Source organism: Vibrio sp. 10N.261.51.F11, from assembly GCF_041471665.1.
Lineage (GTDB): Bacteria > Pseudomonadota > Gammaproteobacteria > Enterobacterales > Vibrionaceae > Vibrio > Vibrio crassostreae_C.
Window position 1 is genome coordinate 42,826 of record NZ_JBFROW010000045.1, and the last position, 12,825, is coordinate 55,650.

General features: G+C 44.3%; 12 protein-coding genes. 7 read left to right on the forward strand and 5 right to left on the reverse strand.

The features are described from left to right. Positions 1–120: 120 nt before the first annotated feature. The 4 genes from hutW to AB4351_RS15325 all read left to right on the forward strand — a co-directional run bounded on the left by hutW (position 121) and on the right by AB4351_RS15325 (position 3,460). The gene (gene hutW / locus AB4351_RS15310) at positions 121–1,530 is read left to right on the forward strand and encodes a heme anaerobic degradation radical SAM methyltransferase ChuW/HutW (protein ID WP_372112161.1); all 1,410 of its coding nucleotides are present in this window, start codon (positions 121–123) and stop codon (positions 1,528–1,530) included. Positions 1,531–1,578: 48 nt separating this feature from the next. After that, positions 1,579–2,100, forward strand: a complete 522-nt coding sequence (gene hutX, locus AB4351_RS15315) for a heme utilization cystosolic carrier protein HutX (protein WP_016784265.1) — start codon at positions 1,579–1,581, stop codon at positions 2,098–2,100. A 155-nt stretch (positions 2,101–2,255) separates the two neighbouring features. Next, on the forward strand, positions 2,256–2,786 hold the full coding sequence (gene hutZ, locus AB4351_RS15320) for a heme utilization protein HutZ (protein WP_004731858.1): 531 nt from the start codon (positions 2,256–2,258) through the stop codon (positions 2,784–2,786). Positions 2,787–2,899: 113 nt separating this feature from the next. Continuing rightward, positions 2,900–3,460: an ATP--cob(I)alamin adenosyltransferase gene (locus AB4351_RS15325; protein ID WP_048610703.1), complete on the forward strand. Its 561-nt coding sequence runs from the start codon at positions 2,900–2,902 to the stop codon at positions 3,458–3,460. Positions 3,461–3,554: 94 nt separating this feature from the next. On the opposite strand, the gene AB4351_RS15330 is transcribed toward AB4351_RS15325, so the two are convergent. Further along, positions 3,555–4,469: a chemotaxis protein gene (locus tag AB4351_RS15330; RefSeq protein ID WP_017062751.1), complete on the reverse strand. Its 915-nt coding sequence runs from the start codon at positions 4,467–4,469 to the stop codon at positions 3,555–3,557. A 281-nt stretch (positions 4,470–4,750) separates the two neighbouring features. Between AB4351_RS15330 and ppiC the strand changes: the two genes are divergently transcribed. Next, on the forward strand, positions 4,751–5,032 hold the full coding sequence (ppiC, locus tag AB4351_RS15335; protein WP_258185064.1) for a peptidylprolyl isomerase PpiC: 282 nt from the start codon (positions 4,751–4,753) through the stop codon (positions 5,030–5,032). Positions 5,033–5,315: 283 nt separating this feature from the next. After that, positions 5,316–6,722, forward strand: a complete 1,407-nt coding sequence (locus AB4351_RS15340) for an alpha-amylase family glycosyl hydrolase (protein WP_017062749.1) — start codon at positions 5,316–5,318, stop codon at positions 6,720–6,722. Positions 6,723–6,850: 128 nt separating this feature from the next. Here AB4351_RS15340 and AB4351_RS15345 read toward each other — a convergent pair whose 3' ends face one another. From AB4351_RS15345 to AB4351_RS15360, 4 genes are all read right to left on the reverse strand, one after another. Next, on the reverse strand, positions 6,851–8,722 hold the full coding sequence (locus tag AB4351_RS15345; RefSeq protein ID WP_372126466.1) for a methyl-accepting chemotaxis protein: 1,872 nt from the start codon (positions 8,720–8,722) through the stop codon (positions 6,851–6,853). A gap of 435 nt (positions 8,723–9,157) precedes the next feature. Further along, the gene (locus AB4351_RS15350) at positions 9,158–10,528 is read right to left on the reverse strand and encodes a YjiH family protein (protein WP_017067418.1); all 1,371 of its coding nucleotides are present in this window, start codon (positions 10,526–10,528) and stop codon (positions 9,158–9,160) included. Positions 10,529–10,756: 228 nt separating this feature from the next. Continuing rightward, entirely contained in the window at positions 10,757–11,431 is a 675-nt protein-coding gene (locus AB4351_RS15355; RefSeq protein WP_017062746.1) for a YoaK family protein, read from the reverse strand. Positions 11,432–11,606: 175 nt separating this feature from the next. Continuing rightward, on the reverse strand, positions 11,607–12,089 hold the full coding sequence (locus tag AB4351_RS15360) for a GFA family protein (protein ID WP_170791798.1): 483 nt from the start codon (positions 12,087–12,089) through the stop codon (positions 11,607–11,609). A gap of 32 nt (positions 12,090–12,121) precedes the next feature. Here AB4351_RS15360 and AB4351_RS15365 point away from each other — a divergent pair, with 32 nt between their 5' ends. Beyond that, positions 12,122–12,775 carry a hypothetical protein gene (locus tag AB4351_RS15365; protein ID WP_017062744.1) on the forward strand — a complete coding sequence of 218 codons (654 nt, stop codon included), beginning with the start codon at positions 12,122–12,124 and terminating at the stop codon, positions 12,773–12,775. Positions 12,776–12,825: the final 50 nt, after the last annotated feature.

Here is a 12,825-nt window from a genome sequence, read left to right on the forward strand (position 1 = left end):
GCTTAGAATCTAAATAAGATCAATTATCAATTGCATTATCATTTACGTGTATTTATGATTCTCTCAGTTTTTAGCGAATAGTCTTCCAGACTTTGCTATGTAAGTGTTTAGAGAGATTATATGAGTCTTAATATTTATAAATTTGACGAATCAATCTTGGGCATTTCTAGCCCTGATCCGCTTCGTTTTGCGTTTGCGAAAAAGCATTCTGCACACGCCGGAGGAAGTTCAATTCCGGTCGACCCCAGTAAGAAGTTAGAACTCTTTGACGAACTGATGCTGAGTGAAGGGAAAAAACAGGATACGCGTTGCTTGTATATCCACATTCCTTTCTGTCGTGTGCGTTGTACGTTCTGCAATTTCTTCCAAAATGCCGCAAGCCGTAAATTAGTGGATGAGTATTTCGATGCACTGATGGTCGAGCTAAAGCAGAAAGCCAAAACACCTTGGGCTCAGTCTGGACTATTTCACGCCGTCTATATTGGTGGCGGAACTCCCACCGATTTGTCGTCTCAACAAGTTGAGCAGCTGGGTAAAGCGATTCGTCAATATTTCCCACTAGCAAACGATGTTGAGATGACATTGGAAGGGCGCATCAATCGATTTGGTGACGAGATGTTTGATCGTGCGCTTGAAGGTGGCTTCAATCGTTTCTCGTTCGGTATTCAAAGTTTCAATACTCAGGTTCGACGTAGTGCTAAGCGCCTAGATGACCGAGAGGTTGTGCTAGAACGTATCAGTTCACTAAGCCGCACCGAGCAAGCGCCAATCGTTCTTGATCTGTTATACGGATTACCACACCAATCTATGGAAGTGTTCCAACAAGATTTAGAAGACTACATGTCTACGGGCGCACACGGTATTGACCTCTACCAACTGATCGTTGCGGGCAATGCACCTATGCTTAATCTTGTTGAGAAAGGAAAAATCCCACCGCCGGCCAATACGCCTGATAAGGCGAGCATGTACTTGGCGGGTGTTGAATTCATGGCCAAGCACAAGGTCAAGCAACTGAGTGTGAATCACTGGACTCGCGATAACCGCGAACGCAGCATTTACAACAGCTTAGCGAAAACCTATGCCGAAGTGCTTCCCATTGGTTGTGGTGCTGGAGGCAACATTGGCGGTCATGGTGTGATGCAACATCGAACTTTAGACAGCTACATGGAGTCTATTAAGCAAGGTCAGTTACCGATTGCCATGATGACGAAGCAAAGCTCACTAGAGCCGACCTTCTCGACATTAAAGGCAGGTTTCGATTCTGGTGTTGTTAGAAGAAGTACGCTACCGAGATTTATGGGGCAAGATACGTTCGACTACCTCAAGCCTTTGTTCGCGCATTGGGAAAAGAACGGTTTAGTTGAGCTTTCGGAAGATTATCTGAGCCTGACTATTGCTGGCAGCTTTTGGGCGGTAAGCCTAGCGCAGAGTGTGATTCAAGTGCTTAACGCTGAATACCAAGCTATGCACCCAGCGCCTAAAGCGTCAGGTTCGGGCGTACACCCGCATGCAAGTTTGAAGCACGCTTAATATCGAATTTTTAGTTTATAACTTACTCGTTTATACGGAACATATTCAATGACAGATACAACATTAGAAATGACAGAAACTCTAGAACAACGCGTAGCTCTAATTTTAGAAGAAGAGCCAAAACTACTGCCAACAGCAATTGCTGAGAAGCTAGGTGTTTCAGAGGTTGAAGTGGTTGCTGCTTTTCCAAACGATATGGCGGTAATGCTAGATGGCAGCCGTGCTCAAGAGATTCTAGAAGGTTTAGTGGGTTGGGGCCCTGTGACCACTATCGTGCATTCATTTGGTTCTATCTTTGAAGTAAAAGCGCCATTCCCGAAAGGTAAAGTAGCGCGTGGTTACTACAACCTGATGGGCAAAGAAGGCGAGCTTCATGGCCACCTAAAACTGGATAACGTTAAACATATCGGTTTGGTGAGCAAGGCGTTCATGGGTCGTGAAAGTCATTACTTCGGTTTCTTCAGTGAAACCGGTGAGAACATTTTTAAGATTTACCTAGGCCGCAACGAAAAGCGTGAGCTTATTGCCGACCAAGTAGAGCGCTTCAAAGCGCTAAAAGAACAAGCTTAAGTTCAATTTACAGTAAATAATCAGCAGCAATCTTACATAGGGTTGCCAACTGGCTTAAACAAGACATCAATGCTCGAGGATCGTTTAGTTCGCTTATGATCGCTCAACCTTGGGCAAAAATAATAAATCAGAGAAAGTGAAGAAAGGAATTACCCATGGAACAGCAAGTAAAACAAGAACGTCTACAAGGTCGCCTAGGTCCAGAAATTAAAGAGTTTCGCCAAGAGCGCCGTACCCTTCAACTTGCAACGGTTGATGAAGAAGGTCGCCCGAACGTAAGTTACGCACCGTTCGTTCAGAACCAAGAAGGTTACTTTGTTCTAATTTCTGATATTGCTCGTCATGCTCGTAACTTGAAAGCGAACCCTCAGGTATCTTTGATGATGATTGAAGACGAAGAGAGCTCGAAGCAGCTTTACGCACGTAAGCGTTTAACGTTTGATGCTCAAGCAAGTGTTGTGGAGCGTGAAACGGAACTTTGGACTCAAGTGATTGGCCAGATGCAAGAGCGTTTTGGTGAAATCATTGATGGTTTGAGCCAACTTCAAGACTTCTCTCTGTTTAACCTTAAAGCTGAGAACGGCCTGTTCGTTAAAGGCTTTGGTCAAGCATACCAAGTGTCAGGCGACGATCTGGTGGACTTCGTTCACCTACAAGAAGGCCACAAAAAAGTATCTAACGAGTAATCTCGTTTAACCGATTTCTTCAGGAGCCCTCCAATGTGAGGGCTTTTTTATGTCTAAATCAAAGAGTTTGGTATATTGACGTTTGATGACTATTTATGTGTAAGGATCGGTACGTGAAACCAGTAAGTCGAGATTGGGACGAGTTCTGTTACCCGTTTATTTATGAAGACAGTCCTATCTGTGATTTTGAGATTTTGTCGGATGAACTTTGTTGCCGAGTTGGATTGGTGTTGTCTTTAGAGCTAGAGCCTCAGGTTCGTGAGATCCTGCAACGCTTGCAGCCAAACATCTACCATTTGAATGGCTCTGTGCGCGGTAAGCTTGCCATCACCGAGTCTGAATTGGTCGAGCTCAAGCAAGATTATCATCGTATCCGTGAGCAGTTAGAAGGGGGGTTTAAAGGCTTTGTCTTACCCGGTGGACACCGAGTGTCTAGTGAACTTCACTTGTGTCGTTGTCAGGCTAAGAAAGTTGTGCGAGCTTTGGTGAGTATTGAACATCATGAAAGCAAAAAGTCGCCAGACCCGATTCTTTTTAAATACGCCAACCTAGTCGCGAACACTCTCTATGCATTGGCCTCTTTTACCAATCATGTGAATGAAGTCGAGGAAGTGGAATTTGTGAGTAAGAGCTACTCTATGCCGAAAAAGTCTATGCCAGAAAACAAAGACTAACGGTTAGCTCTATTCTTATTAAGATTTGAAGAAAGAAGAGACTAAGAAGCTAAACCATTGAGCACTATGCCAGGTTTAGCTTCTATAACAGAGCCTAAGCAGCCGTAGAGGCGCCGTTTAAGACTTTTGCGCCGCGTAGCATAGCTTCGATTAATTCACCCGCGTTGAACTTCTCAAGCGCTTCATGCGCCCCCACCTGATTAGCACGGTCGACACAGATCTCACTGGACAGTGAGGTATGCAAAATACAGTAAGCGTGACTTAAAGCGCTGTCGTTTTGCACTTCAAATGCAAGCTCATAACCATCTAATCCCGGCATCTCGATATCACTCACCAGAAGATCAATGGCATTGCCAGCGCTGGCTTGGCGTCGCATTAGGTCGATGGCATCTAAGCCGTTGTTACATATGCTGTAAGGGATGTTGATGCTGTCTAAGGCATCAGATAACTGTTTACGTGCAATCAAAGAGTCATCCACTAATAAGATGTTCAATGCTTTGAGGCGTTCCCTTTCTACATCGGTCAGCATCGGGATATGAGCATTCTCATAAGCTGGGTAGATCTTAGAAAGCAGCAGTTCCACGTCGAGCATTTGCACAATACGGTCTTCAAAACGTGTAATACCCGTTACAAACACATTGCGACCCACACTGGTGGGTGGAGATTCAATGCTCTTCCAGTCGCATTCAATGATTTTATCAATTGAACGAACCAAGAACGCCACAACTGTTCTCAAACAGTCAGTAACGATGAGTACACAATCTTGGTATTCAGCGGGTGTTATCGGACGGAAGCCAATCGCAGCGGACATATCAATCACAGGAACTGTAAGGTCGCGGATAGTCACTGTACCAATCACGTGATGATGGGAGTAGGGGATCTGAGTCATCGGCTGAAAAGGGACGATTTCTCTGACCTTAAGCGTGCCAATCGCAAAACTTTGAGTGAGGGACAACTTGAACATCAACATTCCCTGTGACTGACTCGCTTTACTGATCGGTTTGGCCATAAGTGGCTCCTACTTAATACGCGCTTAATTTATAAGGATTAATTTAAAGGGAAATGGAAGCCGCAGCAAGTCGCGATGCGGTTTTTAATGGCCTTTAAGGCAGTTGTTTTCGGTTATAGAGTGAAGAATAGCGGTTCTTGGGTTAAAATCACGCTAAACGCTGGTTGTCGATGAATTTATGTCGATAAGCCGTTAGCGGCAAACAGATTTACAACAGTCAGTTCATTCGCGATGTTCTAAGTAATCGTCGTAAGTAAACTGGCAGCAACAAACTGAGAATTATCATGGCAAGAACAGCAGCAGCGCTTCATATTTTGGTGAAGCATAAAGAACTAGCAGAAGACATCATGACGCAGCTTAAAAAGGGCGCTAAATTTCAAACGCTAGCAAAGAAACATTCAACCTGTCCATCTGGTAAGAAGGGCGGCGACCTAGGTGAGTTCAAAAAAGGTCAAATGGTGCCTCAGTTTGATAAGGTTTGTTTCTCTGGCGAGACGCTTGTACCACACCTTGTGAAAACAAAATTCGGTTGGCATGTGGTGAAGGTTCTTTACAGAACTTAGTTATAAATATGTGTTAGATTGAATAAAAGGAGCGTATATACGCTCCTTTTTTGTGACTTTTGTGCGCGTTTTAAAGCACTACGGTTGAGTGTTCATCCCAGACGTTATGCGATAATTGGTGCTACGCCCTCAACCATCCACCGTGAGTAATTGGTAGGAGGAGGAGGGTTTTTAATGAGTAACTCATATAATAAATGCCATTCTTGAGGAAATTTATTGCAGCTTTGCCTTTTAGCCTTTGCCTTTTCTAAAAAGCTGTAAACGAGTTTGGTAGGAGAACAACATGGAGAGTTCAGCTATGTTAAGCAAACCAGCGACAGATGTCATATTGCATGCCTTTGACTGGTGCTACGCTGACGTAATGAAGAACGCCCCACTGATCCAAGAGTTGGGTTATAAATCTGTTTTAGTATCACCGGCGATGAAATCGCTGCGCGGCCCTAAAGGTTGCGATCGAAATTCTGGTACTCAATGGTGGCAACGCTATCAGCCCCAAGACTATCGTGTGATCGATAATCAGTTGGGTGACACACAAGATTTTAAAGCGATGGTCGACACGTTAAAGCGACATGGGCTTCGTACTTATGTGGATGTGGTGTTTAACCACATGGCCAACGAATCGGGTATCCGCGGTGATCTAACGTATCCCAATCAGCAAGACATGGCGTCTTATCAAAAAGATGCTGACTATTATGAATCCATACGTTTGTTTGGTGACCTTTCTGAGCCTCTTTTTGATGAGAACGACTTCGTGGAAGCGTTTGGTATCAAGAACTGGAAAGACACGTGGGAAGTGCAAAACGGGCGTATTACCGGTGGCGCCAGCGATCCTGGCCTGCCAACGCTACTCGATAACGATAATGTGGTGGCACAACAAAGAGCCTACCTAAAAGCACTGAAAGAGATTGGTGTGAAAGGGTTTCGCATTGACGCGGCAAAGCACATGACACTGGCACATCTACGCAAGGTGTGGACGGATGACATCTGCGAAGAAATGCACATCTTCGGTGAGATCATTACCGATGGCGGCGCGACAGAAGAAGAGTATGAGCTGTTCCTTGAGCCTTATCTTAAACACACTCGCTTAGGCGCTTACGATTTCCCGTTGTTCAACACCATCTTCAAAGCATTTGAAGAGCAGGGCAGCTTTAAGTCTTTGATTAACCCATACTGTTTTGGTCAGGCTCTGTCGAATATGCGAGCGATCACGTTTGCGGTCACTCATGATATTCCCAATAACGAGGTGTTTTTGGAGCATGTGATGGATGAAGTGGATGAGCGATTGGCTCATGCTTTCATTCTTGGTCGAGACGGCGGTGTGCCGCTTGTTTACAGTGAACTGAGCACCAGCGGTATTCTGGACAAGAGCGGTCAGCCTCGTTGGCTTAACGACTGGCAAGCGCCTTACATGAAAAGCATGATTCAATTCCATAACCATGTTCATGGCGAAGCGATGCGTGTGGTTGAAGCGAATGATGATTTGTTGGTGTTTGTCCGTGGCGATAAAGGCATTGTGGTGATCAACAAGTCGAAGCGAAGCAAAACAGCCTCATTAAATTGGACTGGTGCGGTAACCGATTTACTGTCGGATGATGTGTTTGAATGTGTTGGTAAGGATTTAACCATCAAGGTGGAATCGAACCAATGTATGATGTTAACGACGAATGAATTGAAGCCTGTCACGAGTTAACTTGGATAGACTAGAAAGAGAAGCCCCGCTTACTGGCAATCAGTAATCGGGGCTTTTTATTTTAAGCTATTGCTCGGTAACTAAACCAAATGGCGACTCAGCCAAACGGCAACTGAGCCAAACCTTGGTTAAACCGTAAACTTGTTCAATAGCTCGTCTTGTTGGCGAACATTGTCCGTTTGAACCTGCATTGCTGTGTTCGCTTCTTGAGCTGCGTTGGATACTTGTGTTGAAAGGTCTTTGATCTTGACAGTGTTGTTATTGATCTCTTCCGCTACCAAGCTCTGCTCTTCTGCTGCTGAAGCAATTTGAATGTTCATATCTGAGATGCGTTGAATCGCGTCACGGATACGGTCAAGTGAAGAGTTCGCTTGCTGAGCGCGTTCAACGGCATCAGTGGCTGTGTCTTTACTTTGGTTCATCGCGTTCGATACTGAGCTTGCACCCGCTTGGAGCTGTTCAATCATGTTGCGGATTTCAGTCGTCGACTCTTGAGTACGCTGCGCCAGAGTGCGAACTTCATCGGCAACGACTGCGAAACCACGGCCTGACTCACCAGCACGCGCCGCTTCAATAGCTGCATTCAATGCCAGTAGGTTGGTTTGGTCTGCAATATCGTTGATTACTTTTAGAATCGTTTCGATGTTGGCTGTTGCTGATTCAAGTACTTGTACTTCGGCAACCGCTTGGTCGATACGAGCTGAAAGGTTATCAATCGCTTGAGTGGTGTCACTTACGACAGATGTGCCGTCTAGCGTTGCTTCATCAGCTTCACGAGCCGCCGCAGCCGCGCCTTGAGCGTTGTTCGCCACTTCTGTCGCAGTCACCGCCATTTCGTTCATTGCGGTTGCTAGCTGCTCCAGCTCTTGAAGTTGCGTATTCATCGCGTTTGCTGATTCGCCTGCACCTTTAACCGTGATTTCAGTACCACGCTTAATTTCAACACCAATCGCTTTCGATTGAATGATCTGATTTTGCAGGTTTTCAGTAAAGGTGTTGAAACCTTTCGCTAGGTCAGAGAACTCTTGGTCTGTGTTGGTATCTAGGCGCTTAGTTAAATCACCTTGACCGCTCGCCACATCTTGAATGGCTTGGTTAAGCGCACCTAGTGGACGCATTAACACACGAATCAGAACAGTCAGTGCTATGATGCTGAGAATAACTGCAATCAACGAGTAGATCATTGAGCTGTTCTTCAATTCTTCAACGGTTTGGAACGCGATCTCTTCATCGAGGATTGCACCTATATACCAATCTTCACTAGGGATGTGGGTGAAATTAACTAGGAACATTTTGCCGTCGACTTCAATTTCTTGAGAGCCTTCACGAATAGTCGCTTGTGGCATGTAGCTTGATAGAGTTTCACCGTTGTTTTTCGCATTTGGGTGAGCAATCGTGGTGCCGTCGGCTGTTACTAGGAACAGGTAACCCGCATCAAACAAGTTCACTTGGTTGACCAAGGTAGCAAGGTTCGTCAATTCTAGGTCGTAGAACATACCCGCAGTAAAGCGGCCGTTGTCTTTAACTGGAGTACCTACTGATATGATGACTTTCTTACTTGATGCATCCACATAAGGAGCGGTAACAACTAAACTGTTTTTGGATTTAGCATCAATGTACCAAGGACGAATTCGTGGGTCGTAGTCTGGACCGGCATCCCAACCATCATCATTTTCAATAACGAAACCGTTTGCTTCATAACCAAAACCAACCGCTAGGAAGCTGTTTTTAAGCTTTGGCTTTTCTAAGATTTCTTTAACGTAAGCGCGATCTTCAGGGTTGATCTCGATGACTTCAGTCGTCGATTGAGCCAACGCTTTCTTGGCGTTCATCTCCGATACGACGGTATTTTTCACGCCCGAGACCATCTCTTTCAGGCTCGCATTGACGTGGTTTTCTACTGCACTTCTTACAGTGTAAAGTTGTTGTATTGAAAGCAATGATACTGTCACTAGCAGCAAGGCTGATGATGCAGCAACCACCTTATGGCTAAATTTCATTGAGTTTTCCTCTTCTCACAGGCTTTGCGAAGACTAAAGTTAATCGTGTTTTTGTAATTATATATATCGACTCAATTAAGTTTTACTTGAATGTATTTTCACAAAATAGACTACAAAAATACAACAACCTAAACAATGCAAAATTCACTAAAGCGCATATTTGTTGCTTTTAGTATTTGGTTCAATGAGTTGGGGAATGGGGCTAGACGGAGTTTAAGGAGGAATTAAGAATGTATTAATTTGATAGTTATGCGTTCAGTTTTCTATTAAAAAGAGGCGGGGTGAACAAACGATATGAAATCAAATGACATGCAGAGCTTATAAATTAATTGAACTCCAAATAATACTGTGTATATATTTTCGCAAATAAAAAGCCCCACAAAAGTGAGGCTTTATAAACTGAATCTTTATTGAGTTACATAAGTAGTATCTAATTTAGAATATTAGATGCGCTACACCAGCGATAACTGGAAGCGTAATTAACGTACGTAGAATAAAGATAATAAACAGTTCTAAGATGTTCACTGGAATCTTACTGCCTAGAAGTAGAGCGCCCACCTCAGACATGTAGATCAGCTGAGTTACCGACATTGCTGCAATAACAAAGCGAGTCATCTCGTTGTCGATAGAAGCCGCAAGGATTGCTGGGATAAACATGTCCGCAAAACCAACAACAATCGTTTCAGATGCTGCAACCGCTTCAGGAACACCAAGTAGCTCTAGGAATGGAATGAAAGGCTGACCTAGGATTGAGAACACAGACGTGTATTCCGCAATAACCAGTGCCATTGTACCTAAACCCATAACAACAGGCAGTACGCCAAATACCATATCTACGGCGTTACGAACGCCTTCGCCAAATACAGATTTAGCCGACTTTACTTGAGATGCTTTATTTACCGCTAGCTCAAGACCCCAAGAGAACGTTGAGTGACCTGCTGGGATCGCGTCAGCGTCTTTGTGCGGCTTGCTGCCATCAATGAAAGTATCTTTCTTCATGCTTAGTGGTGGAAGGCGAGGGATGATCACCGCTGCCACAATACCCGCTAAACAGATTGCTGCGTAGAAAGGTAGGAACAGGTGCTCTAGTTCTACCTGAGCAATAACCACAAGACTGAATGTGATAGATACTGCTGAGAAAGTCGTACCAACAACCGCAGCTTCACGCTGAGTGTAGAATTTCTTCTCGTACTGTTTGCTTGTAAGCAGGATACCAACACTGCCGTCACCCAACCAAGAAGCCATACAGTCAATAGCACTGCGGCCTGGTAGGTTGAAGATTGGACGCATGATTTTACTTAGTAGCGTGCCAAACAGCTCTAGTAGACCAAAGTTAAGTAGAAGCGGAAGTAGCAAACCAGCAAAGATGAATACTGAGAACAGTGTCGGAAGCAGGCCTTCTAGAACCAGACCACCAGTATTTTCTTCCCAAATAACCTCAGGGCCAACTTGGAAGAAAGCCATAACGGCTGCAGCACCACCAATTAAACGAACCAGCAACCACAGTGGAGATGGGTTGAAAAGGCCGTTTAAAAATGAATTTGATGTAATGAATGTAGGCTTAAAAATGGTGCTTAAAACTGAAGCTACAGACATGAAAGCAACGATCGCAGTGATGATAGGGACTAGATATTCACCGAAAACCGCTTGAATTGATTTGGCTAAGATAGCTACAGGGATGGTTAGATCACCTTGATAGCTGATTGGCGCCATGAAAAGGAATAAACCAATCAATGATGGGATTAAGAAAACCCAGAAACTGCCTTTAGATTTCTCTGTTTGAGCAGTATTCTTGTTGTTAGACATGTTATTGTTCTCGAATTTCTACACGTAAAAAAGCCACATCCTTGGCATTTTTATTCACTAAACGTCCGTATTTTCTCATTGGGTGCAAGATTACCCAGTATTAATATCGCTTGCAATACTATTCATCAAATATCGCTAAATATTCATACTGGTTATTCTGCAACGTATTAAGAGTTTAGAATAAAGTGTTGCGGATGTTACGTAGTTTGAGGTTATATTGCCAGATATTTATAAATTGACTGGGGTTTCAGTTCGATAGGTCAAGTATAACCAGTAGCTAAACGCAATAATGAAAGCAAAAGAGGCAGGGAAAGCCAATGCCAAGATTTCGAAGCGTTGGAACAGACAAGCGCCAATTAAGCCGCCAAACAGGAAGCCAACCACAATGAAAATTAGCAGTTTGGCTTTACGGCGGTCAAAAGGCATCCCCTTTAAGCGAGCGCCAATCATGATCCCAAGATCGGTAATGATCCCGCTCATGTGTGTTGTTCGAATGATTGCCCCGCTGTAAGTGGTGATCATCGCGTTCTGCAAACCACACGCGGCTGAAGCGAAATACTGACCTGAAGTATAGCCTTGCAACAGTGTCCACAGCGCCAAAAACAGCAATCCACCCTCAATACATAGTGCAACACCATAACGGCGTCCTAACTTCAATGCTTGGTTTTCAATAAAGAACCCGCTGAACGCCGCACCTAACATGAAGCTCATGATCACCAATAGGAGGTGAACAGAAGCCGAGGTCGGTGTAAGCAGGCTACTGCCTAGCAAAGACATGGTGCCGGAGATATGGGAGATAGCTTGATGTTGGAAGCCAAGTAAGCCGATAGCATTAACACTGCCAGCAAGACCAGCTAACAAAAGGGCGCCGTATTCAACCCAGCGAGGTAACTTAGAAATCATGTGGTTCACCCTGGGTTAAATAGAGGAGCAAGATTATAACGCTAGACAAAAGATACGCTAGCGCTGTGAAGCGGTGATATTTGATCTTAGGCAACAGTATTGCAGCTTGTTTTAATACTGTTGCTATATAAAGATAACGGTCAATAACGAGATAAAGATAACGCTCAATGACGAACTAGTTGTAATGGCTCATTTGGTGGTCGAACTTAACCCAACCGTGTTTGCGTTCTTCATAAACCGAAAAGCTCGGCAGTGGGAAGTCTTGCTCTTTAAATAATCCGAGCGGGACGATATAAAAATCAGCGGCGGCAACCGACTGCAAAAGCATGGTGGTGCCACACTTGGGACAAAACTGATAGGTGACTTCATTACCCGTATCGCTGATGCGTGAAAAAGAGGTCACTTCACCGCTGAGTGTAACTTGTTCTATTGGGAACCGAGCCTGAATGCCGAACACACTTCCGGTGCGTTTCTGACACTCATAGCAATGGCAGACAGATGTACGTTGAGGTTCACCTCGGCATACTAGGTTGACTGCTCCACAGCGGCATTCGCAACTTCTGATATTTCTATCTTTAATATGATTGATATCCATCCATGCTCCACTTCTGGTTAACCCTGTATTGATAATTATACTAAAGCCCTTTATGGTCTGCACAACTGGATGAAAACAAAAGAATATAATTGCCCATGAAAAAGAAAATCTTACCTATCCCTCTGATTCTACTGATTCCAATTGTCATGCTGGTTGTGGTGATAGTAGCGGGTATTTATCGCTTTAGCTTAAGTGATGAAGAGATCTTGGCGAAGTTTCCTTCTTCTCAAGTGAGTTATGACCCAGTCGTAGAAACCGTTTTTGATTTGAAGACGACCAATCCATGGACAATTAAAGTTCCTGAGACTAACGCCTACGCTTTTATCAATGAAGTTGATGAGCCTAGAGCCATCGCGTTTGGACGCTATGACTCAGGTGTTGAGCGCGGTGTGGTAACGGTAGACACAAATAATCTTTCAGCCGCCACGCTGGGCAAGGCGAGTTTCTTTGTCGCGCCGATGTGGATATCTAACCAAGGCAGCGGTGTGTTCTATTATCTAGGCCTGTTTAAACATGACCAGCAACGAAGCCGCGTGGTGTTAGTCGACCAACTTTTACTGGGTGACCGTATACAAATTCAGACATTGGAGGTCGCTCAGCTGCCAGATTCGCAATCACAGAATAAACTTACTGGGGAAGGTTTTATCGGCTTTACTCAGCATTCTGCGGAACAATCATTTGCAGAACCCCCTTCTGAAAAGGTGTTAATGAGTTTTTCTTTTGATACGCAATCAATTGGTAAGCAATAACGTTTTCGTGAATGTAAGGATCTGTTGTTTATGTGAGCCAAATTACATAT

Bases quoted from the DNA above. Each gene is read 5' to 3' on its own strand.
- hutW (WP_372112161.1), top strand. From the start codon at position 121: ATGAGTCTTAATATTTATAAATTTGACGAATCAATCTTGGGCATTTCT.
- AB4351_RS15350 (WP_017067418.1), bottom strand. From the start codon at position 10,528: ATGTCTAACAACAAGAATACTGCTCAAACAGAGAAATCTAAAGGCAGT.
- AB4351_RS15365 (WP_017062744.1), top strand. From the start codon at position 12,122: ATGAAAAAGAAAATCTTACCTATCCCTCTGATTCTACTGATTCCAATT.
- hutX (WP_016784265.1), top strand. From the start codon at position 1,579: ATGACAGATACAACATTAGAAATGACAGAAACTCTAGAACAACGCGTA.
- AB4351_RS15340 (WP_017062749.1), top strand. From the start codon at position 5,316: ATGGAGAGTTCAGCTATGTTAAGCAAACCAGCGACAGATGTCATATTG.
- AB4351_RS15355 (WP_017062746.1), bottom strand. From the start codon at position 11,431: ATGATTTCTAAGTTACCTCGCTGGGTTGAATACGGCGCCCTTTTGTTA.
- AB4351_RS15330 (WP_017062751.1), bottom strand. From the start codon at position 4,469: ATGGCCAAACCGATCAGTAAAGCGAGTCAGTCACAGGGAATGTTGATG.
- hutZ (WP_004731858.1), top strand. From the start codon at position 2,256: ATGGAACAGCAAGTAAAACAAGAACGTCTACAAGGTCGCCTAGGTCCA.
- AB4351_RS15345 (WP_372126466.1), bottom strand. From the start codon at position 8,722: ATGAAATTTAGCCATAAGGTGGTTGCTGCATCATCAGCCTTGCTGCTA.